At 61.2% G+C, this 19979-nt stretch carries 21 protein-coding genes; 14 read left to right on the plus strand and 7 right to left on the minus strand.

Annotated elements, in window-relative coordinates; genetic code table 11:
* The first annotated feature begins 101 nt into the window (after nucleotides 1-101).
* From ASE36_RS09875 to mobB, 4 genes are read left to right on the plus strand one after another with little or no spacing between them, the layout of a single operon-like run.
* Nucleotides 102-1007 carry a DMT family transporter gene (locus ASE36_RS09875; RefSeq protein WP_062278748.1) on the plus strand — a complete coding sequence of 302 codons (906 nt, stop codon included), beginning with the start codon at nucleotides 102-104 and terminating at the stop codon, nucleotides 1005-1007.
* A gap of 31 nt (nucleotides 1008-1038) precedes the next feature.
* Complete coding sequence (locus tag ASE36_RS09880; RefSeq protein ID WP_062278750.1) at nucleotides 1039-2253, plus strand: multidrug effflux MFS transporter; 1215 nt, start codon at nucleotides 1039-1041, stop codon at nucleotides 2251-2253.
* Complete coding sequence (mobA, locus tag ASE36_RS09885) at nucleotides 2253-2873, plus strand: molybdenum cofactor guanylyltransferase MobA (protein WP_062278752.1); 621 nt, start codon at nucleotides 2253-2255, stop codon at nucleotides 2871-2873. The genes ASE36_RS09880 and mobA overlap by 1 nt, the downstream gene beginning before the upstream one ends.
* Nucleotides 2870-3391, plus strand: coding sequence for a molybdopterin-guanine dinucleotide biosynthesis protein B (gene mobB / locus ASE36_RS09890; RefSeq protein WP_062278754.1), 522 nt, complete (start codon nucleotides 2870-2872; stop codon nucleotides 3389-3391). Before mobA ends, mobB begins: the two co-directional genes overlap by 4 nt.
* A 75-nt stretch (nucleotides 3392-3466) precedes the next feature.
* Here the strand turns inward: mobB and ASE36_RS09895 are convergent, their stop codons facing one another.
* Entirely contained in the window at nucleotides 3467-5803 is a 2337-nt protein-coding gene (locus ASE36_RS09895) for an OmpA family protein (protein WP_062278756.1), read from the minus strand.
* A 356-nt stretch (nucleotides 5804-6159) separates the two neighbouring features.
* On the opposite strand from ASE36_RS09895, the gene ASE36_RS09900 reads away from it, so the two are divergent.
* The 4 genes from ASE36_RS09900 to ASE36_RS09915 all read left to right on the plus strand — a co-directional run bounded on the left by ASE36_RS09900 (nucleotide 6160) and on the right by ASE36_RS09915 (nucleotide 9153).
* Nucleotides 6160-6933 (plus strand): ABC transporter substrate-binding protein, encoded by a 774-nt coding sequence (locus ASE36_RS09900; protein ID WP_062278759.1) that lies wholly within the window; start codon nucleotides 6160-6162, stop codon nucleotides 6931-6933.
* Nucleotides 6934-7039: 106 nt separating this feature from the next.
* On the plus strand, nucleotides 7040-7843 hold the full coding sequence (locus tag ASE36_RS09905) for an ABC transporter permease (RefSeq protein WP_062278761.1): 804 nt from the start codon (nucleotides 7040-7042) through the stop codon (nucleotides 7841-7843).
* A complete protein-coding gene (locus ASE36_RS09910; protein WP_062278763.1) occupies nucleotides 7840-8670 on the plus strand; it encodes an ABC transporter permease in 831 nt (276 codons plus the stop codon). Before ASE36_RS09905 ends, ASE36_RS09910 begins: the two co-directional genes overlap by 4 nt.
* 216 nt (nucleotides 8671-8886) lie before the next feature.
* Nucleotides 8887-9153 carry an usg protein gene (locus ASE36_RS09915; RefSeq protein ID WP_062278765.1) on the plus strand — a complete coding sequence of 89 codons (267 nt, stop codon included), beginning with the start codon at nucleotides 8887-8889 and terminating at the stop codon, nucleotides 9151-9153.
* A 6-nt stretch (nucleotides 9154-9159) separates the two neighbouring features.
* On the opposite strand, the gene ASE36_RS09920 is transcribed toward ASE36_RS09915, so the two are convergent.
* Nucleotides 9160-9897, minus strand: coding sequence for a DUF2270 domain-containing protein (locus ASE36_RS09920; RefSeq protein ID WP_062278768.1), 738 nt, complete (start codon nucleotides 9895-9897; stop codon nucleotides 9160-9162).
* A gap of 126 nt (nucleotides 9898-10023) precedes the next feature.
* Between ASE36_RS09920 and ASE36_RS09925 the strand changes: the two genes are divergently transcribed.
* The 4 genes from ASE36_RS09925 (at nucleotide 10024) to ASE36_RS09940 (ending at nucleotide 14109) form a co-directional block, all read left to right on the plus strand.
* On the plus strand, nucleotides 10024-10836 hold the full coding sequence (locus ASE36_RS09925; protein WP_062278770.1) for a methyltransferase domain-containing protein: 813 nt from the start codon (nucleotides 10024-10026) through the stop codon (nucleotides 10834-10836).
* 246 nt (nucleotides 10837-11082) lie between these two features.
* Nucleotides 11083-12459: a hypothetical protein gene (locus ASE36_RS09930; RefSeq protein WP_156378622.1), complete on the plus strand. Its 1377-nt coding sequence runs from the start codon at nucleotides 11083-11085 to the stop codon at nucleotides 12457-12459.
* A 94-nt stretch (nucleotides 12460-12553) separates the two neighbouring features.
* Nucleotides 12554-13426, plus strand: a complete 873-nt coding sequence (locus ASE36_RS09935; protein WP_062278774.1) for an NAD(P)-dependent oxidoreductase — start codon at nucleotides 12554-12556, stop codon at nucleotides 13424-13426.
* The gene (locus tag ASE36_RS09940) at nucleotides 13423-14109 is read left to right on the plus strand and encodes a DNA alkylation repair protein (RefSeq protein WP_062278776.1); all 687 of its coding nucleotides are present in this window, start codon (nucleotides 13423-13425) and stop codon (nucleotides 14107-14109) included. The genes ASE36_RS09935 and ASE36_RS09940 overlap by 4 nt, the downstream gene beginning before the upstream one ends.
* A 14-nt stretch (nucleotides 14110-14123) precedes the next feature.
* On the opposite strand, the gene ASE36_RS09945 is transcribed toward ASE36_RS09940, so the two are convergent.
* From ASE36_RS09945 to ASE36_RS09955, 3 genes are read right to left on the minus strand one after another with little or no spacing between them, the layout of a single operon-like run.
* Nucleotides 14124-14612: an Lrp/AsnC family transcriptional regulator gene (locus ASE36_RS09945; RefSeq protein WP_062278778.1), complete on the minus strand. Its 489-nt coding sequence runs from the start codon at nucleotides 14610-14612 to the stop codon at nucleotides 14124-14126.
* Nucleotides 14613-14663: 51 nt separating this feature from the next.
* On the minus strand, nucleotides 14664-15350 hold the full coding sequence (locus tag ASE36_RS09950; RefSeq protein WP_062278781.1) for a uracil-DNA glycosylase family protein: 687 nt from the start codon (nucleotides 15348-15350) through the stop codon (nucleotides 14664-14666).
* Nucleotides 15351-15362: 12 nt separating this feature from the next.
* On the minus strand, nucleotides 15363-15944 hold the full coding sequence (locus tag ASE36_RS09955) for a thermonuclease family protein (protein ID WP_244474717.1): 582 nt from the start codon (nucleotides 15942-15944) through the stop codon (nucleotides 15363-15365).
* Between the two features lie 118 nt (nucleotides 15945-16062).
* Between ASE36_RS09955 and ASE36_RS09960 the strand changes: the two genes are divergently transcribed.
* Entirely contained in the window at nucleotides 16063-17598 is a 1536-nt protein-coding gene (locus ASE36_RS09960) for a sensor histidine kinase (RefSeq protein WP_062278785.1), read from the plus strand.
* 2 nt (nucleotides 17599-17600) lie between these two features.
* On the opposite strand, the gene ASE36_RS09965 is transcribed toward ASE36_RS09960, so the two are convergent.
* Entirely contained in the window at nucleotides 17601-18023 is a 423-nt protein-coding gene (locus ASE36_RS09965) for a diacylglycerol kinase (protein WP_062278787.1), read from the minus strand.
* Nucleotides 18016-19038 carry a nicotinate-nucleotide--dimethylbenzimidazole phosphoribosyltransferase gene (gene cobT / locus ASE36_RS09970; protein WP_062281205.1) on the minus strand — a complete coding sequence of 341 codons (1023 nt, stop codon included), beginning with the start codon at nucleotides 19036-19038 and terminating at the stop codon, nucleotides 18016-18018. Before cobT ends, ASE36_RS09965 begins: the two co-directional genes overlap by 8 nt.
* 125 nt (nucleotides 19039-19163) lie before the next feature.
* On the opposite strand from cobT, the gene ASE36_RS09975 reads away from it, so the two are divergent.
* Nucleotides 19164-19949, plus strand: coding sequence for an adenosylcobinamide-GDP ribazoletransferase (locus ASE36_RS09975; RefSeq protein ID WP_062278789.1), 786 nt, complete (start codon nucleotides 19164-19166; stop codon nucleotides 19947-19949).
* Nucleotides 19950-19979 lie beyond the last annotated feature (30 nt).

Consider the following 19979-nt stretch of genomic DNA (forward strand, 5'->3'; position numbering starts at 1 on the left):
TGGCATTCCCGGGTCCGTCCGGCCAAGATTGTGGAGAAATACGGTTTCTCCGCGGGGTCCCATGGTCTACAACCGCTCCGCAAGCATGGGAATCCCTGTAAATGGCCTTATCCGAGAATACCCGAGGCGCGCTGTTGATGGCGGCCTCCATGGCAGGTTTCACCTTCAACGATGCGCTGACCAAATCCGTCACCGGCGACCTGACGGTGGCCCAGATCATGTTCATCCGCGGTGCCATCACGACGGTTCTCGTCTATGCGGTTGCCAGACGTCTGGGTGCGCTCGATCATATCCGCAACATCCTGCAGCCACTGATCCTCTGTCGCATCGCTTTCGAAACACTGGCTGCAGTGGCATTCCTGTCTGCGCTCGGGCAGGTGCCGCTCGCCAATGCCTCGGCCATACTGCAGTCGCTGCCGCTCGCGGTCACCTTGGGCGCCGCTCTGATCTACCGCGAACCGGTGGGCTGGCGGCGCTGGACGGCGATCGGTCTCGGCTTCCTCGGTGTCATGGTCATCATCAAGCCCGGTCCTGAGGGCTTCACGCTCGCCTCGCTGTATGTGGTGCTGAGCGTCATCACCGCGGCCGGACGCGATCTCGTGACCCGCAAGATCGATCCCCGGGTCTCCTCGCTCACGGTCACCCTCTTCACCGCCTCTTCGATCTCGCTTGCCGGTCTCCTGCTTGTCCCGGCCTTCGGCGGCTGGCAGCCGGTGTCGCTCAACACCTTCGCGCGAATTGCGCTCGCTTCCGCCTTCCTCTTCGTCGGCTATCAGGCCATCATCATGGCCATGCGCCTCGGCGAAATCTCCTTCATTGCGCCGTTCCGCTATACCAGCCTGCTTTGGGCCGTAGCGCTCGGCATGATCTTCTTCGGTGAGACGCCTGACCTCTCGATGGGCATCGGGGCGGCCATTGTCATCGGCTCCGGCCTCTATACCTTCTATCGGGAAAAACAGAGGAAGGCAGCGCTGGCCAGCGCCTCCGAGCCGGGCTCGCCCGGCTGATCCCGCTCGATCATCGCCAGACGGAGCGCCCGTGCCGCCGACCCGCTTTCTTGACCGGACCAGCCCGCCGCATATCGTCAGCCTCGTCTCGATTGCGGGACTGTCGGCACTGACGATGAACATCTTCCTGCCCTCCCTGCCGGCCATGGCAAAGGATCTGGCAGTCGACTACGATCGTGTGCAACTGCTCGTCTCCGGCTACATCGCGATGACGGCTCTGGTGCAGTTGATCATCGGCCCCTTGTCGGACCGCTTCGGTCGCCGCCCGGTCATGCTGGGCGCCCTTGTCATCCTGCTTATAGCCTCCCTCATCTGTATGGTCGCCACCTCGATCGAGGTACTCACGATCGCCCGCATGGCACAGACTGCCGTGGTCGCAGGCCTTGTCTTGTCCCGCGCCATCATTCGCGACATGGTGCCTGTCGAGGAGGCTGCCTCGATGATCGGCTATGTGACGATGGGCATGACGCTGGTTCCGATGGTCGGACCGACCGTCGGTGGCCTGCTGAGCGATGCCTTGGGCTGGCGGGCGAATTTCGCGGCGATCGCCATTGCCGGCCTGCTGGTCCTCATTCTCGTGCGCAACGACTTGGGCGAAACCAACCGGCAAAAGAGCAGTAGCTTTACCGCCCAGTTTCGCGCCTGGCCCGGCCTCCTGACCTCAGGCCGCTTCTGGGCCTTTACCCTCGCCGCCACCTTCACCTCCGGCGCGTTCTTTGCCTTTCTCGGCGGCGCACCCTTCGTCGGCGGCACCTTGATGGGCATGAGCCCGAGCGTGCTCGGCCTCCAGTTCATGTTCATCGCGTCCGGTTACATTGTCGGCAACTTCTTCTCCGGCCGTTATGCCCGCCGCGCCGGCATCGAAGCGATGATGCTGATCGGCGGCGGTGTTGCCGTCTTAGGCGCAGCACTTCCGGTCGTCCTGTTCTGGCAAGGCGTGACCACCTCCCTCGCCTTCTTTGCGCCGCAGATCATCGTCGGCTTCGGCAACGGGCTCTCGCTTCCCAGCGCCAATGCCGGCATCGTCAGCGTGCGCCCGGAACTCGCAGGCTCCGCCTCCGGTCTTGGTGGCGCGATCACCATGGGCGGCGGTGCCTTCGTCTCCTGGCTCGCCTCCGCGATTCTCTCGACGGAGACCGGCGCCATGCCGCTTCTTCTCGTCATGCTCGCCTGCTGCGTGCTGGCACTGATCGCCATCGGTGTCTTGTGGCTACAGCGTCACCCGTCCGTCGGAGCCTCGCGCTGATGACAGTAAATCGCATTCCCGGACTGATCCTCGGCGGCGGTCTTTCGAGGCGCCTGGGTGAGGACAAGACGCAGGCCCTGCTTGGCGGCGAGCCCGTGCTCAAGGTGATCGCCGAGCGATTGCGGCCACAGGTTTCGGCACTTGCCGTAAACCTGCCTGCCGACCATCCGCTCGCGGAAGCTTACCTAAACATCCCCGACACAATCGCGGACCGCCCCGGCCCCCTGGCCGGGATCCTCGCCGGCGTGCAGGCTTTCGAAGGCGAGGCGCAACACCTGTTGACCGTACCGGGTGACGCGCCGTTCCTGCCACGCGACCTCGCCCAACTCCTGACAGAAAGGCTTTCTGCCGACGAGATCGTGCTTGCGAGCTCGAATGGCCGCGAACACCCGGTGATCGCGCTTTGGCCGACAACGCTGGCTGCAGACCTGCAAACCTGGCTCGAAACGCCGGACAACCGGCGCGTCCGCGATTTCATCCGCCGGCACCGTTTCCGCATGGTCGATTTCGCCATGCGCCCCAGGACGGACGGCCGAGGCGAGATCGATCCTTTCTTCAACATCAACACCCCGGCGGATCTCGCATTCGCCCGAGAAGTGATCGAAGGAGGTGGTGCATGACGGACAAGCCCAAGATTTTTGGCATTGCCGGCTGGAAAAACTCAGGCAAAACAGGGCTTGCGGTGCGGCTGGTGGAGGAATTCACTCGGCGCGGCTACCGCATCTCGACGATCAAGCACGCCCATCACGACTTCGACATCGACAAGGTCGGCGCCGACAGCTTTCGCCACCGCCAGGCCGGTGCTCATGAGGTTGCGATCGTCTCAGGCACGCGCTTTGCCATCATGCATGAACTGCGAGGGGCGCCGGAACCGAGCTTCGAGGAAATCCTAAGCCGGATCGCACCCTGCGATCTCGTGTTGATCGAAGGCTATAAGCGCGAGCCAGTCCCGAAGATCGAGGCAAGGCGGCTGGAGGCGGCAAAGCGAGAACCGCTCAGCCCCTCAGACCCGTGGATCAAGGCCATCGCCGCCGATCACCCTGTGCCGAAAGCGGATCTCCCGGTCTTCGATCTCGATGACACCACGGCAATCGCGGACTTCATCATCACGGTCACCGGCTTGCCGCCGCGCTCTTAAGACCCGCTGACAACGAAAAAGGGGCCGCCGGATCACACCGGCGGCCCCTTTATCTGTTGTTTCAGACGGCTAGCGTCAGTTCTTGGCGGAAACGCCGTTCGGGCGGACCAGCGAGGTGACGCGGCGGATCGCAACACGGCGGTTCTGCTGCTCGGCGGCTTCCGTGCGGATCTTCAGGTAACGCTCGCCATACCCCTGCACCGACATGTTTTCCGGCGGAATGCCGTAGACTTCGCTGAGCAGCTGGGCAACCGTCGATGCGCGCTTGTCCGACAGAACAAGGTTTGCCTGGTCGGAACCCACGGCATCGGTGTGACCTTCGATCAGGAACACTTCGCCCGGATCCTTCTCCAGAAGCTTGTTCATGGCATCGGCGACCTTGCGCAAGGTCTTCGCCTGGGCAAGCGGCACTTCCGCCGAGCCGGACGGGAAGGTAATCGTATCGAGGTCGATACGACGGACCTTGTCACGCAGACGGGCGGACGACTTGACCTCGTCGATCGAGTAGACACGCTCGACACGCTCCACCGGCGGCTGACCGAGGAAGTCGTAGTAGTCACGATCCGGCGCACGCGAAGTGCTGATGATGTAGTCCTGAACCGGGACCGTCAGGCGCATCGGCGGCAGCGACAGACCCACGTCGACGAAGACCTGCGGACGCTCATTGTCGGCCTCCGGCGAATACATCAGCACATATTCACGTCCACGCGGCGAGATACGCGAACGGATCACGATGTCGCCGTAGCGGTTGTAGACGGTCACGATTCGCGAGCCATCCTCACGGATGATCGTTTCGCGCGTGCGGCCACGCGGCAGCTGCTCGTAATAGCTTTCCTGCGAGTCGTAGCGCAGGCGTTCACGATCGTCGCCACGCACGATGATCTGGTTGCCGACATTGATGACCGTTCGGTTGTCAACCTGCTCAATGACCTGGATCTGGGTCACCTGGTTCACAACATTGTTCTGGATCACCGTATTGTTGGTGGTGTTGTTGACCGTGTTATTCGTCGTGTTGTTGGTGATATTGGTCACGTTGGTGACATTGTTCACCGTCGTCGGAACGTCGAAGGTCGGGGCCTCGTCGAGGCGTGTGCCTTCCTCCGCGATGGTCGCCTTCACGGTTTCCGGCTCGACCTGGGTCACGTCGGCCTGAGCATCCGCATCCGTCTGCGGCGGCGGCGCTACGTCTTCCTGGGCGCGCAACTGGCTACGCTGTTCGCGGGCGGCATCGCCACCCGTATTGTCGGCGTCCTTGTCGCTGTCGAGAACGGCGGCTCCATTGTCCACAGGCAGGACCACGGTGTCGGTGCTCTGCGACGGATCTTCAGCAATCGTCTGCTTCTCTTCTTCGCTGCGATTGTCGGTGATCTGCTCGACCGGCTGATTCTCCGGCGGCAATACGGCAGGCACGACGACTTCTTCCGTCGGCGTCTGCTCGGGCTGATCGGTCGCCTGTTCCGGCTGTTCTGTTGCCTGCTCAGGCTGTTCTGTTGCTTGCTCAGGCTGTTCGGCACCGTCGGCAGGAGCCTCGGCGTCGGTCTGGGTGTCCGTGTTGCCATCGGCAGGCGTCTGAGCCTGATCTTCGGCTGGCTGTTCCGTGGACTGTTCTTCCGGAGCAGCCTGTTCCTGCGTGGGCTCCTCGGCCTGCTGGTCAGGCGACTGTTCTTCGGTCTGCTCAGCCGGCGGAACCGGGCATTCGGCTTCGCTGGTCGCCGTCGATCCGTCAGCGCAGGTTACGCTGTCTGCCGGGGCCTCCTCGGCGGGCTGTTCAGCCTGCTGCTGGGCTTCAGCATCGGCATCCGCCTTGGCCTTGGCGTCGGCTTCAGCCTGCGCCTGGGCGTCGGCATCTGCCTGAGCCTGAGCCTCTGCTTGAGCCTTCGCGTCCGCTTCGGCTTGAGCCTGGGCTTCCGCTTCAGCCTGCTGACGCTGCGCCTCTTCTTCTGCCTGGCGCTGGGCCTCGGCTTCGGCTTCCGCCTGCTTTTGCTGAGCCTCAGCTTCAGCCTGCGCCTGGGCCTCTGCCTCGGCCTGTGCCTGAGCTTCGGCTTGAGCCTGTGCTTCTGCTTCAGCCTGCGCCTGGGCTTCGGCCTGAGCCTGGGCTTCTGCTTCAGCCTGCGCCTGTGCTTCGGCCTGAGCCTGGGCTTCCGCCTCAGCCTGTGCCTGGGCTTCGGCCTGCCGCTGCTCCTCCTGCGCCTGTGCTTCGGCGTCGCGGGCGTTGCAGGTTTCCTGGTCGTCGGCCTCGGAGCCGTCGCTGCAGACAACGGCCTGTGCGAGCTGGATCAACCCTTCCTCAGCCTGACGTGATTGCGTTTGCGTCTCCCCGAAACGTGTGGCCGACGCGGCCACCGGCTCCGCCAGTACTGCCATGGACAGCACGGGTATCGCGACCGTGTTCAGCAATCTATTCTTGAACATCCCTGCGTTTCCTTCCTTCACGCCAAATGCAATCTTGGCGATTGCTTCTAGTGGCGCCGTTAAAATCGACGTCGATTCCGCGAACCAAACTGCGTGCAAGCTAGGTTCTGCAAAATTAACCTTGTCTGAACGAGTTGGAACCTTTTTTGCTCCATCGAGCAAGAGACGACTGACACTCCTCAAGGTTCCATCCCGCTCCTCGCATCGCACCTAAATATGGGATGCGACACTCTTTGTTGTTGATTTCGGCATCGAAAGCAGACGAATATTGGGCCCAAGTGTGGCCCATCAGACCACACGATCCAGGATAGCCGCGTTAAAAAGACAAACGGCATCCGCCAACAGAGAGGGATCTCATGCGTATTCCGACACGTTTTCTGGCAGCAGCCTCAATTGCAGCGCTGTCGCTCTTCGCTGGTTCTGCCATGGCGCAGGAAAAGCTTATCATTGGAACGGAAGGCGCCTACCCGCCCTTCAACAATCTCGAAGCAGACGGCTCGCTGGTCGGCTTCGACATCGATATCGCCAAGGCGCTTTGCGATGAGATGAAGGTCACCTGCGAATTCGTTACCCAGGATTGGGACGGCATCATCCCGGCCCTGCAGGCCAAGAAGTTCGACGCGATCATCGCTTCGATGTCGATCACCCCGGAGCGCCTCGAGAAGGTCGACTTCTCCAAGAAATATTACAACACCCCGCCGGCCGTCGCCGTGCCGAAGGATTCGCCGATCACCGATGTCGAAGGCCTCAAGGGCAAGACCATCGGCGCACAGTCTTCGACGACGCATGCCAACTATGCCGAAAAGCACATGCCCGATTCGGAGCTGAAGCTCTATCCGACGGCTGACGAGTACAAGCTTGACCTCGAAGGCGGTCGTGTTGACGCCGTCGTGGACGATATCGTCGTTCTTTCGGAATGGCTGAAGTCTGACGCTGGCGCCTGCTGCAAGATCCTGACCCCGCTGCCGATCGATAAGGAGATCAACGGCGAAGGTGCCGGCATCGCGGTCCGCAAGGGCGAAACCGCGCTCGCCGACAAGTTCACAGCCGCGATCGAGGCGATCCGCGCCAGCGGCAAATATGCCGAGATCAACAAGAAGTATTTCGACTTCGACGTCTACGGGGACTAATTTGCCGATCCTCTGAGAATTGCGATGGCGGAAGTTCAACGCTTCCGCCATCTTGCGTTACGGATATGAAGAAAGAAGGCGGAAAAAACCGCCAAGGGGGAATGGCATGGGCGGACTGTCTTCCGCACTGGGCTCGCTTTGGGCCACTCTGTCCTATTGGCTGGATCCGTTTTGCGGGCCGGTTGGCGTCTTCGCGCTCTTCGGTGGCGATGGTTTGTTGTCCTGCGGTAATGTCGGTTGGGCCGATGAAATTGCGCTTGGCGTCAAAGTCACCATCGTTCTTGCCCTGATCACGCTGCCGGTCGGTCTCTTCCTCGGCTTCCTGATCGCGCTTGCCATGCAGTCGGAAGAGCGGAGCCTGCGCACAGCCGCCGGCATTTACACGACGATCTTCCGCGGCCTTCCCGAACTGCTGACCCTCTTCATCGTCTATTTCGGCTTCCAGATGATGGTCCAGGCCGTGCTTTCGTGGCTGGGCAGCGAGGAGCGGGTTGAGATCAACGCCTTCTTCGCCGGCATGCTGGCACTCTCCGTCGTCTTCTCCTCCTACTGTTCCGAAGTGCTTCTTTCCGCCTTCCGTGCCATCCCCAAGGGCCAGTATGAAGCCGGCAGCGCGGTCGGGCTGTCGCGCCGCCGGACCATGCGGCTGGTCATCGTCCCGCAATTGATCCGCATCGCCCTTCCCGGTCTCGGAAACCTCTGGATGAACCTCTTGAAGGATACGGCCCTCGTATCTGTCATCGGTCTCACCGATATCCTGCGCCAGACGGGCGTCGCGGCCAAAGTGACCAAGGAAGCCTTTCTGTTTTATGCCATAGCCTGTGCGCTTTATCTGCTGCTTGCCACCCTCTCCTCCTTCGGGCTGAACGCCATCTCGAACTGGGCGAACCGCGCGGAGACAAGCCGATGAGCCACGCCCTGGACTTGATCCCCGCCCGCCCCGCACCGCCTCTGGTGACGCCGGCCATGACACCGGCTCGCGCCCTCGGCTATGGTGTGCTTGGCCTCTGGCTGCTGCTTGCCATCGCGCTCGCCTACATGATGGTAACCGGCTGGGACACCGACAAATTCGTCAAATACGGACCCCGCTATCTTCAGGGCCTGGCCACCACTCTGGCACTGGTGGCAAGTTCGATCACCCTCGGCGCGGTGCTCTCGGTACCGATCGCCTATGCACGAATGTCGAAAAACATCGTGCTCAACACCATCGCCTATGCCTATGTCTACGTCTTCCGCGGCACGCCGATGCTCGCCCAGATCTATCTGATCTATTACGGTCTCGGCTCCTTCCGGGCGGAGATCGAGGCCGTGGGTTTGTGGTGGTTCTTCCGAGAGGCCTGGTACTGCGCCATCCTCGCCATGACCATGAACACCGCCGCTTATCAGGCCGAGATCCTGCGCGGCGCGATCCAAAGCGTACCGCGCGGCCAAACGGAAGGTGCAAAATCGCTCGGCCTGCCGCCATCCGTAACGTTCTGGAAGATCATTCTGCCCCAGGCCCTGATCGTCGCGCTTCGTCCTTATGGCAACGAGATCATCCTGATGATCAAGGGCTCGGCCGTAGTCGCGGTCGTGACCGTGCTCGACCTGATGGGACAGACACGCTACGCCTTCTCGCGCACCTTCGACTACCAGACCTATCTCTGGGCCGCGATCTTCTACCTCGCCATCGTCGAACTCCTGCGCAACACCTGGGCTGCGCTGGAAGCGCGTCTGACCCGGCATCTGAAGCGCTAGTCTCAGCTCACTTGGCAGCACTTCCATTTGGAGGCTGCCAAGTGACTGTGAAACCACTTGTTTTTGCCTCACACCTGGCATCTTTAGAGCTTCGTTTACCCTGTCATGTTTCCATCATGTCAGGGCCCGCGTTGGTCGCGGCCCCGGTCGGTCGCGGAAGCGCTGACACCGTCCGCGTCGATCCGTCTTCTACAAGAATACGGGGAAAGAACGCACATGAACACCGAAACGGAACTGATGCTGAAGGGTTATGGCCTGACCACCGCCCAGATCCTGTATCGCCTGCCGGACCACCCCTCCCTGCTGCAAACCTACATCTGGCAGCACTACGACCTGGCACCAGACTTTCCCGAGATGCGCGGCTTCCTGCGCTTCTGGCAGGAGAAGATCGAAGGACCGCTTCATTCGGTGACCTATGTGCACAAGAAGATGATCGCAGCCAGCGAATGGCGCGCGCTGAAAGGTGAGTTCATCCTTCACTGACTGAGCTCAGACATGCACCTCGCCATGAGCAAATTCTCCGTCCTCCGGTTCGGGGTAAAAGACTGCGGCGACGATGGCGACATAGAAAGCGAGAACGAACCCAAGCACCACGGCGCCGTGGAGCGGACCCAGATGTGCATTGACCACGACTTGCTGGAGATTGCCGACAAACTCGACCGGTCGTTCTCCCGCCTGCAGTTTCGGGCTTGAGATCTTCAGACCCCAGGCGAGCAGCAGGATCAGATACATCCAGATATAGTTCCGCCGGATGCGCCGAAAGAGCGCTTCCCGGTAGCTGATGAGAAACAACGGTGCCCTCAGACTGGCGGCAATGGCATCGGCCCAGTCGGCATTCAGCTCCGCCCGTGGGCAGAGCGCTTGGGCAAAATAATGCCGTTCCAGCTGCCTGACCCTGGCGCGATAGACATCGAAAAAGCGATAGCGCCGCGCCTCGATCAACAGGAAGACCGAGATCAGCAGCATAGCGAACAGCACCACACCGTGATGGGACGTCGGCGTCGACAGCGATACCGAGAGCAGACCGGCCACCACCGTCATCGACCAGTTGGTCGTCCGGTCGATCCTATCCCGCCAGCTCGTCATCCGGGCCATCTCGCCCCGATAATAGTGGATGATCATATTGGCCTTTTCGGCCGAGGTAGAGGGCAAGGCCGGAGCGCGACGCGGCGGCTGTTGCGGCGTGATTTGCGCAAGGGTCTCGGTCTCGGATTGCAGTGGTGACATGGCATGGCTCCCTGTTCCTGAGAACGTCACAATCCGCGAGCCTGTTCCGTTTCGATTGCCAAGCAAGCCCGGACCGGTTAGACGACCCCCAACCGGCCGCGAAAGGCCCCGAGACAGGAGCGCCTCATGGCCAAGATCGACGAAGAAGCATTGGCGGAAGCCTATAACCGAGCGCTCGCCCTGGAAAAGGCCGGCGAGATCGACGCGGCCGTCAAAGCCTATGAGGAAGTGCTGGCGATCGATCCCGACGACCACGGCGGTGCCTCCGTGCGCATCGCAGCGCTTGGCCGCGGCGAAGCCCCGCCCAAGGCACCAGATGCCTATGTGGAAACCCTCTTCGACCAGCATGCGGAAGCCTTCGAGGACATTCTCGTGGAGCAGCTCGGCTACACGGTACCGATGATGGTGCGCCAGCGCCTCCAGACCCTCGAACTCGGCCCCTTCCAGCGCCTGCTCGATCTCGGTTGCGGCACAGGCCTGACCGGCGGCGCACTTCGCGACATGGTCGCCGACATGACCGGGATCGACATCTCGGAGAAGATGGTCGAGATCGCCCACGAGAAAGATCTCTATGAGACCCTTTATGTGGCCGAGATCGAGGATTTCCTCGAAGACAATGACGACGAACCCTTCGACCTCGTGACCGCGACCGACGTCCTGCCCTATCTCGGCGCGCTCGAGCCCCTGTTCTTCGGAGCCGCCGAAAACATGCTCGCCGGCGGCATCTTCATCTTCTCATCCGAGACGGCCAGCGAAGCCGTCATGGCCGGCCGTCCCTTCATCGTTGGGCCTCACCAGCGGTTTGTCCATGCAGAGACCTATGTGCGCGAGCGACTGACCGCCACCGGCTTTGAACTGGTGGAGATCACGGACATCAACGTGCGCATGCAGGACGGAAACCCGTCGCCGGGCCATCTGGTTATTGCAAAAAAGATATGAGTCACGTATAGGTTGCATTATGCAATCTGAAGGTGTGTGTGATTTGTAGTCATCGCCCCTCTCCCCTGCTTTCCTACTAAAAAAGGAGGGGCGACGATGGACCTAAGTTATTTCGTGAATTGCCTAAGGGCTTTGCTCTGCGCATGTACTTCGCAGACTTGGGTACCGAATTCCTATGCTATGGCGCTCGCGGTATTGACGCCCGTCTTGTTTATCTACGCGCGCAACGAGATGCGGCTAAAGCGCTTGCTTATCATCAGAGACTTTCTGACGTCGTATCCTGCCACCGCCAAGCCGCAGGAAAATCCAGACGACGGCAGCTATCTCAATCCTTCCGTTGAGTTCGTTCGGTCGAAATATGTGCAAGGCATACCTCGCCGGACGCAGCACGACCCCACGAAAGGCAAGAAGACCCACGTCGAAGAGATTGATGATTACATTGCGGACGCTCGGCTGTTCGAATGGGCTGATCTTCGTCTGCTGGTCTCCGCCACCGGCATGATGATTGTCACGTATTACGGCATGGACGCTTTGCTACAGGGATTGTCGGCCAAACTTTCCACGACCTGCGCGCTGAAGTGCAAGCTGACCTCGCCCTTGGCGGCCGATCTTTATCTCATCGCAGGACTTGCATTTGCCGGGGCTTATCTGGCGGCCATTCGCGGCTTCATGCGCGGGCTGGCGGCATTTGATCTCTCTCCCTTCACTTTCCTGCGCTACGCCGTTGAGACAGTGGTATCTGTCGTATTTATCGTCGCAGCGTACCGGGCCATCCCGGATCCGACGCTCGGCATACGGATCGTGACAGATACGACGAGCGCCGGTCAGGCCACTCAGCCGGCAGCGATGCAACTGCCCGACGTATCTCGCATTTGGCTCATTCTTGCGCCCGTCCTCGGCTACCTTCCCGACAGCGCCTCGAAATTCGTGATCTTGCGCCTGCAGTCGATCATTTCCTGGGTGAAGATGGACGACGACCGGTTCAACAAGGTGACCCGGGTCACGCCGCTCGACGCCCTCGACGGCATCGACTACGCCACCCGTTTTCGTCTGCAGGAGTCTGGTATCTACGATGTGCAGGGCCTTGCCACATATAATCCCCTGATGCTGCATATCGAGACGCCCTACGGCATCTATCAGGCCGTCGACTGGATTGCACAAGCCCAGCTCTGCCACCTGGTTGGACTGGAAAAGTTTCTGGTTCTACGCGAATTGCAGATACGGACAATCTTCGATCTGGAGCGTGCGATCGACTTCCGCAAACCCGGTTCCGCCGAAAGCGACAGTCCCGATGAGTTCGACTTGCTCCTTGCCGGCGTTCTGATCGCTCCGACTCAGAACCTGCGGGATGTATGCAGCATTGGCGGCGTCAAACTTCTGATGGTCGACCAGACCACCGTCAAGTCGCTGGACAATCCGGACGATTACAGCCGCTGGTTCCGCGAAAAGCTCGGCCTGACGCCAGCAGACGTGAAGACACGAGTCGAACACATGATGGGCTGGATCGCGGATGACCTGCATGTCCGTCGCCTGAGGCGCATCTGGCAGGAGATTTCCGATTCCTTAGGCGAGCGGTCGAAACGTCTCGACGGCGAAGGTCCAAAGCCGGACGCGGTGGGTTGACGAAACGACCGCGCCACCGCGCATTGCTGACCTTTCCATCCAGCCCTTCGTGCTTTATGCCTCGGCCTCAGACAAAACTTCAGAGGCAGGTCATATGGCAAAGGTCGCATTCATCGGTTTGGGCGTCATGGGATATCCGATGGCAGGCCATCTCAAGGCCAAGGGTGGTCACGAGGTGACAGTCTACAATCGCACCAGCGCCAAGGCCGAGGCCTGGGTGAAGCAGCATGGCGGAAACCAGGCCTCCACACCCGCCGAAGCCGCCCGGGACGCAGACTTCGTCTTCACCTGCGTCGGCAATGACGATGACCTGCGCTCGGTGACCATAGGCGCTGATGGCGCTCTCGCTGGGATGAAATCAGGCGCCATCCTGATCGACAGCACCACCGCCTCGGCCGAAGTTGCCCGCGAATTGGCCGAGGCAGCAGCAGCCCGTGGCTGCGGCTTCATCGACGCTCCGGTCTCGGGCGGACAGGCCGGCGCGGAAAACGGTGTTCTGACCGTGATGTGCGGTGGCGAGCCTGACGTCTTCGAGAAGGCGAAACCGGTGATCGATGCCTATGCCCGGATGGTCGGCTTGATGGGTCCGGCCGGCGCCGGTCAGCTGACGAAGATGGTCAATCAGATCTGCATTGCCGGCCTCGTCCAAGGCCTCGCGGAGGGTATTCACTTCGGCAAGAAGGCCGGCCTCGATATCGAGAAGGTCGTCGATGTCATCTCAAAGGGCGCGGCCGGATCCTGGCAGATGGAAAACCGCCACAAGACCATGAATGTTGGCAAATATGATTTCGGCTTCGCCGTCGATTGGATGCGCAAGGATTTGGACATCGTCCTCAACGAAGCGAGACGCAATGGCGCCAGCCTTCCGGTGACGGCGCTGGTCGATCAGTTCTACGGTGAGGTGCAGAAACTAGGCGGCAAGCGCTGGGACACGTCGTCGCTCCTGGCAAGGCTTGAGACAAAATGATCGGCCCCTCCTCGACCGCAGCCGAGATCGTCGCGCACCTGCGCTCGATGCGGTCGGAGGAGAATCTTGCCGGCATGGCACGTTTCGGGATTGTGACTGACACAGCACTCGGGATCGGCAACCCCGCGATCCAGAAACTCGCCAAAACCATCGGGAAAGACCAGCCCCGCGCGCACCAACTCTGGCAATCCGGCATTCGGGAAGCGCGTCTATTGGCGATCTGGACCTTCGATCCGATGCTTCTGGCGTTGGACGAAGCCTGGCGGCTCGCCGCGGATTTCAACTCCTGGGAGATCGTCGATGCGGCTGCCGATCTTTTGACACAGACGCCCTACTGGCACCATCTCGTTGAAGCCTTCGCGACAGACGATCGACAGTTTGTCAGACGTGCCGCCTTTGCCATGATCGCAGGCGCAACAGTCCACAACAAGACGGAGCCGGACGAGACGTTCATCGGCTGGCTCCCGCTCATCGAGCGCTATGCAACGGATCCGCGAAATTTCGTCAAGAAAGCGGTCAACTGGGCTTTGCGCAATATCGGCAAGCGCAGCCGGGCCTGCCACACAAAGGCGCTCTTGCTGGCGGAAAGCCTGGCGCGCAGCGACGACACGAGTGCCCGCTGGATCGGCAAGGATGCCATGCGCGAGCTGAGCGATCCCAAACGGATCGCCAGGCTGAAGTAGGGCCGAGGCCGATCCTATTCTTCGCCGGACTTCTGGTTGTCCAGCATCATGTAGTCGAGCGGCAGTTCGGTCGTGTACTTGATCTGTTCCATGGCGAAGGCCGAAGACACGTCGCGGATCTCAATCTTGGCAATCATCCGCTTGTAGAAGGCGTCATAGGCAGCAATATCGGGCACGACGACACGCAGCAGATAATCGACGTCGCCGCTCATGCGATAGAATTCGACCACTTCCGGGAACTCGGCCACCACTTCGGAAAACCGCTTCAGCCATTCGATGGAGTGGCTCGAGGTCCGGATCGACACGAAAACCGTGACCTTCGTATTAACCTTCACGGGATCGAGCAGGGCGACGCGACGGCGGATGACACCGTCTTCTTCCATTTTCTGAATGCGGCGCCAGCACGGCGTCGTCGACAGACCGACCTTCTTCGCCAGATCCGCCACGGCCAGGGTGGAATCCTCTTGGAGGATACGAAGGATTTTACGATCGAGGCGATCCATGATGATTCCCGTAAAAACTGATTTTCTCCGATATAGCGGAAAATCAGTGATTCAAGGAAAATCATTTCGCCCTATCAACAGGGAAACTTCTCGTCTCAGCACAGGCAGGACTTCCGCCTCGAACCAAGGATGCCGCTTCAGCCAGCCGGTGTTGCGCCAGCTCGGATGCGGCAGCGGAAGTACGCGCGGACCGGCGGTATTGGTAAGAAAAGTATCCCGCCACCGCTCTACCGTTTCCGTCATGGTGCGGCCGCGCCGGCCGCCCAGATGCCAGGCCTGTGCATATTGACCGATGGCGAGGATCAGCTCGACCTGCGGCATCGACCGCATCACCGTTTCCCGCCAATGGGGCGCACATTCGCGGCGCGGCGGCAGATCGTGACCCTCGGCATTATAGCCGGGAAAGCAGAAGCCCATGGGCGCGATGGCGAAGCGCGACCGGTCGTAGAAGGTCTCGCGATCGACCCCGAGCCAGAACCGCAGCCGGTCGCCGGATGCGTCGTTGAACGGGATGCCGCTTTCATGCACCCGCAGACCCGGCGCCTGCCCCGAAATCAAGACTTTTGCAGTCGACGAGAGATAGGCGACCGGGCGAGGCTCATGCGGCATGCGGTTTTCCGGACCGCCGGCGGGACAGTCGCGGCAGATACGACATTGCGAGATGGCGTGGATGAGCGTGTCCACCGGAACCGGCGCATCGGAGGACGGTCCAATGGGGGGAAGGGAATTATCCGTCATCACACGTGTCACTCAGTCACTTCCTCGAAACCATCGACCCAAGGCGTCAAACGTTAACGTCTGCGACCAGCCGCCCGGTTCCCTCGCCTCCAGCCTCTGCAGTCGACGCCAATCCTCCGGACGCTCGAACGAGCCGGCCCAGATCCCGTAACCGGCCTTGCGCGCCCGCAATTCCGCCATGTGGTAGTCGCCGTTTGCAACGGCAAGCCCAGCGGCCACCATTTCGTGACCGAGATCGACCGCGCCCTTAAGACAGGTCACCAGAAGGCGACCATATCGATCTTCGTCATCTTCCTGCCCGGAGCACTCGACGGGAGCGCCTTTCAGAAGAAGGACGAGCCCTGCCCGCGCCGCCATGCCACAGTCATAGGAGCCGCTCGGCCGATCGCACATCTGGCCGAGCTCAGGGGCATCGATCCCGTTGATGCGCAGCCGTCGCCCCTCTTCCGTCAGAGTATCGCCATCCACCACGACGAACGGCCCGCGGGTTCGGATCGCCTGCGCGTTCTCCAGCTTCGCGATGATCAAAAGCGCCAGGAAGAGCATGCCAGCGCCGACCAACGCATCCCGCAGCCGCCGACCGGTCACCGCCACAATCCCTCCCATTTCAAAAACAAAACCTTTGCGCACATGGCAAACAAATCCTTCCCCTGCAGGATCTTCTTAAGATTTGGTCGCTAAGTTCGCTTGAGGCGCGGAAGACTGCAACTTCATGAGTAACGGCGTATCGACATCGACGGACAAGAATGTTGTCGACCTGACGCGGGCACACCGCAACCGGGCGGCGACCAAGGCCGTCCGTACGAATCGTGAGCGCCTGCAGTCCGGCCAGGGTATATCCCCCGCTTTCGACGTCGAAATCCTTGGAATGCATATCGGCGCGACGCTGCAAGGTGCCGCCGTGATTCCGACCATGCTGCTGCTGGTTGCCGGCTTTGGCTCCTACTTTACTTCCCAACCCCAGTTCTTCATTTGGGCGCTTTTCGGCCTGACCATGCATGCCATCGGCATCGTCATCGTCAAGCGCGCTTCCCGTAGCGAAATTACCCCGCAAAACCAGAAACGCTGGCGCCATATTCTGCTTCTGGCGCAGGTCGCGATGGGCAGTTGCTGGGCCGTGTTTGCCCTGCAGGACTGCGTCGCCTGCGACGAGACCGCTTTCCTTTTCTACAAGGGCGGCGTGTTGCTATTGGCACTCTCGATCACGGCCATGGCAACCATGCTCCTGCGTCAGGCGGTGCTGTTCAGCTTCCTGCCGACGGTGATCGCCCTCACCTATCTCGCTGCATCCGGTCACCGGATGCTCGACCTCGGCCTGACGGCGGTTTTCACCACAGCGCTGATCTTCTTCATCTACATTACCAATCGCCTGCATCAGGCCAATCTCAAGCTTCTCTCCTTCCAGACAGAAAAGGACGACCTGATCGCGGAACTGGAAGTCGCCAACTCGCTGTCCGACGAAGCGCGCCGCCGTGCCGAAGAAGCCAATATGGCGAAGTCGCGTTTCCTCGCCTCCATGTCGCACGAGCTGCGCACGCCGCTCAATGCCATCCTCGGCTTTTCCGAGGTGATGGCGACTGAGGTCTTGGGGCCCCTCAACAACCCGCTCTACAAGGAATATGCCGGCGACATCCACCGCTCCGGCAAGCACCTACTGGAATTGATCAACGAGATCCTCGACCTTTCGCGCATCGAGGCCGGCAAATACGAGCTGAATGAAGAATCCGTGTCGCTGCTGGAACTCGCGGAAGACTGCATTGGCATGATCCAGCTGCGCGCCAAATCCAAGAACATCCGGATCGACGAGCAGTTCGAAACGAACCTGCCGTCCGTCTGGGCCGACGAAAAAGCCATGCGCCAGGTCATCCTGAACCTTTTATCCAATGCCGTGAAGTTCACTCCCCAGGGTGGCGAGATCATGGTGAAGGCCGGCTGGACGGCGGGCGGTGGGCAATATGTCTCCATCCGCGACAATGGCCCCGGCATTCCGGAAGAAGAGATCCCGGTTGTGCTCTCCGCATTCGGACAGGGATCGATTGCCATCAAGAGTGCGGAACAGGGCACGGGCTTGGGCCTGCCGATCGTCCAGGCGATCCTCGCCAAACACGGCGGCGAGTTCAAGCTGAGGTCCAAATTGCGCGAAGGCACGGAAGTGATCGCGATATTGCCGTCAAACCGGGTTCTGGAAAGCCTGCCTGCCGTCAGCGAGGCCCGCGCCGTCGAGCCGCGCCGCCGCCAGTTCGCCTGAGCTTATCCGAGCAGCCGCATCACCACGACATAGCCGCTGAAAGCGGCATTCGCCAGGATCAGACAGAACACCGCAAAGGATCCAAGATCCTTGGCATTGCGTCCGACGGTCGAGATCTCCGGCGAGATCCGGTCGACCAGTTCCTCGATCGCCGTGTTGAGCGCCTCGACACAAAACATCAGCAGCATCAGCACGACGAAACCGAGGAATTCGAGCGCACCCGCACCGACCAGTGCGAAGATCGCAAGGCCCGCGACGAAGGCCAGGATCTCGTGCCGGAATGCCGCCTCCTGGATGAGGCGCTTGAACCCTTGGGCAGAATATTGTCCGGCCGCGAAGAGATGGGCGATGCCCGTCTTCTTCTCGAAGGTTTCGGCAGCAAGCTTGCGGGGCGGCCGGGGGGGCTTCTTCTTCGGATTAGCCATGGGTCTTGTTGCTCACGCCCGCCTGTTCAAAGGTCGCCATGCCGGAATGGCAGGCGGCAGCCGCCTTGACGATCCCGGCAGCAAGTGCAGCCCCGGTGCCTTCGCCAAGCCGCATGCCAAGGGCGAGAAGCGGCGTCTTGCCAAGCTTTTCGATCGAGCGGAGATGCCCGGGCTCAGCCGAGACATGGCCGATCAGGCAGTGATCGAGGGCAGATGGGTTGGCGGCTTTCAGGATCGCTGCAGCGGCTGTCGCCACATAACCGTCGATCAGGACGGGGATCTTCTCCATGCGCGCAGCAAGGATCGCACCTGCCATGGCCGCAATTTCACGGCCGCCGAGACGCCGCAGCACTTCCAGCGGATCCGACAGATGCTCACGGTGGAAGTCCACCGCCTGCTTCACGGCCGCGATCTTGCGCGAGAGCACGTCACCTTCGGAGCCGGTGCCGGGTCCAACCCAATCCTCCGCCTCGCCGCCATAGAGCGCGAGGTTGATGGCAGCAGCGATCGTCGTATTGCCGATCCCCATTTCGCCGATGCAGAGCAGATCCGTGCCCCCGGCAATCGCTTCCATGCCGAAAGCCATAGTAGCGGCGCAATCGCGCTCGGAAAGTGCCGGCTCTGAGGTGATGTCACCCGTCGGATAGTCGAGCGCCAGATCGAAGATCTTGAGGCCAAGGTCATACGTGACGCAGATCTGGTTGATTGCCGCACCACCGGCTGCGAAATTCTCCACCATCTGCTGCGTCACCGACGACGGGAACGGCGTGATGCCATGTTTGGTGACCCCGTGATTGCCGGCGAAGATTGCAACGAGCGGACGGGTGACGGCCGGCGGACGGCCGGTCCAGGCGGCGAGCCACATGGCGATTTCCTCAAGCCGACCGAGCGCGCCCGGTGGCTTTGTCAGCGTCCGGTCCCGGTCGCGTGCAGCCACCAGCGCTGCGGTATTGGGTCCCGGCAGGTCGCGCAAGAGGACGCGAAAATCGTCGAATGGCAGGCCGGTAACGGTCATGGGATGCGCTTCCTTGTAATCTGCAGACAAATCGGGCTTTGTGGCATCTCTCATACTGACCGCGCTCGCCAGTCTCAACTCAAAAAACGGCGGCTGCGGTCGTCATATGGATGGATGACGCATTGATGCTGAGTGGGCGTGACCTGGTGAACGAGACGGCAAGGGCGATATCCTTCCTGAGCCGCTTTCCGGTGCCGAACCGATACTTTGCCAATCACGATGGCACCCTCTCGCAAACGGTTGCGGCTTTCCCCCTCGCCGGCCTGTTGATCACGCTGCCGGCGGCGACATTGCTCGGCCTCCTTGCCCTGGCGGACGCTCCACCGCTTGTCGCCGTTCTGCTATCCCTGACCGTGCAAGTCATGGTCACCGGCGCCCTGCACGAGGACGGCCTCACCGATACAGCGGATGGGCTCGGCGGCGGACGCGACCGCGAGCGCGCGCTGGCCATCATGAAGGACAGCCGGATCGGCACCTATGGCGCACTCGCCCTCATCCTGTCGGTTGGTTTGCGCGCCGCCGCGCTCGCAGCGCTGACGCCGGCCTGGCCCCCGCTCGCGACGGCCCTCATCTGGCTTGCTGCTGCGGCCATTAGCAGGGCGGCCATGGTCTGGCACTGGTCGAGCCTTCCACCTGCGAAGGCAGATGGGGTCGCAGCCTCCGTCGGCCATCCAGATCCCGCTGCCACCCGTTTCGCAATCGCCTGCGGACTAGCGGCCTCAATCCTTCTCGGCCTCTTCGTCCTGCCCTTCGCGCCCGTCGTCGCCACCCTCTCCCTGACCTGCCTCATGACGGCCGGCTTTACCGCCTTCGTCAAGTCCAAGATCCGGGGGCACACCGGCGACACCATCGGCGCCAGCCAGCAGATCGCCGAGATCGGCTATCTCCTGTCTCTTGCCATCTTCCTTTAGGCATCCGATATAGAAGCCGAGCGAAAGGAC

This window comes from Rhizobium sp. Root274, assembly GCF_001429245.1.
GTDB lineage: Bacteria > Pseudomonadota > Alphaproteobacteria > Rhizobiales > Rhizobiaceae > Allorhizobium.

Excerpts from the sequence above, each read along its gene's own strand:
- cobT (WP_062281205.1), bottom strand. The coding sequence starts at position 19,038 with ATGACCGTTACCGGCCTGCCATTCGACGATTTTCGCGTCCTCTTGCGC.
- ASE36_RS09935 (WP_062278774.1), top strand. The coding sequence starts at position 12,554 with ATGGCAAAGGTCGCATTCATCGGTTTGGGCGTCATGGGATATCCGATG.
- ASE36_RS09920 (WP_062278768.1), bottom strand. The coding sequence starts at position 9,897 with ATGTCACCACTGCAATCCGAGACCGAGACCCTTGCGCAAATCACGCCG.
- ASE36_RS09875 (WP_062278748.1), top strand. The coding sequence starts at position 102 with ATGGCCTTATCCGAGAATACCCGAGGCGCGCTGTTGATGGCGGCCTCC.
- ASE36_RS09895 (WP_062278756.1), bottom strand. The coding sequence starts at position 5,803 with ATGTTCAAGAATAGATTGCTGAACACGGTCGCGATACCCGTGCTGTCC.
- ASE36_RS09945 (WP_062278778.1), bottom strand. The coding sequence starts at position 14,612 with ATGGATCGCCTCGATCGTAAAATCCTTCGTATCCTCCAAGAGGATTCC.
- ASE36_RS09950 (WP_062278781.1), bottom strand. The coding sequence starts at position 15,350 with ATGACGGATAATTCCCTTCCCCCCATTGGACCGTCCTCCGATGCGCCG.
- ASE36_RS09965 (WP_062278787.1), bottom strand. The coding sequence starts at position 18,023 with ATGGCTAATCCGAAGAAGAAGCCCCCCCGGCCGCCCCGCAAGCTTGCT.
- ASE36_RS09960 (WP_062278785.1), top strand. The coding sequence starts at position 16,063 with ATGAGTAACGGCGTATCGACATCGACGGACAAGAATGTTGTCGACCTG.
- mobA (WP_062278752.1), top strand. The coding sequence starts at position 2,253 with ATGACAGTAAATCGCATTCCCGGACTGATCCTCGGCGGCGGTCTTTCG.
- mobB (WP_062278754.1), top strand. The coding sequence starts at position 2,870 with ATGACGGACAAGCCCAAGATTTTTGGCATTGCCGGCTGGAAAAACTCA.
- ASE36_RS09900 (WP_062278759.1), top strand. The coding sequence starts at position 6,160 with ATGCGTATTCCGACACGTTTTCTGGCAGCAGCCTCAATTGCAGCGCTG.
- ASE36_RS09905 (WP_062278761.1), top strand. The coding sequence starts at position 7,040 with ATGGGCGGACTGTCTTCCGCACTGGGCTCGCTTTGGGCCACTCTGTCC.
- ASE36_RS09975 (WP_062278789.1), top strand. The coding sequence starts at position 19,164 with ATGCTGAGTGGGCGTGACCTGGTGAACGAGACGGCAAGGGCGATATCC.
- ASE36_RS09910 (WP_062278763.1), top strand. The coding sequence starts at position 7,840 with ATGAGCCACGCCCTGGACTTGATCCCCGCCCGCCCCGCACCGCCTCTG.
- ASE36_RS09925 (WP_062278770.1), top strand. The coding sequence starts at position 10,024 with ATGGCCAAGATCGACGAAGAAGCATTGGCGGAAGCCTATAACCGAGCG.
- ASE36_RS09915 (WP_062278765.1), top strand. The coding sequence starts at position 8,887 with ATGAACACCGAAACGGAACTGATGCTGAAGGGTTATGGCCTGACCACC.
- ASE36_RS09940 (WP_062278776.1), top strand. The coding sequence starts at position 13,423 with ATGATCGGCCCCTCCTCGACCGCAGCCGAGATCGTCGCGCACCTGCGC.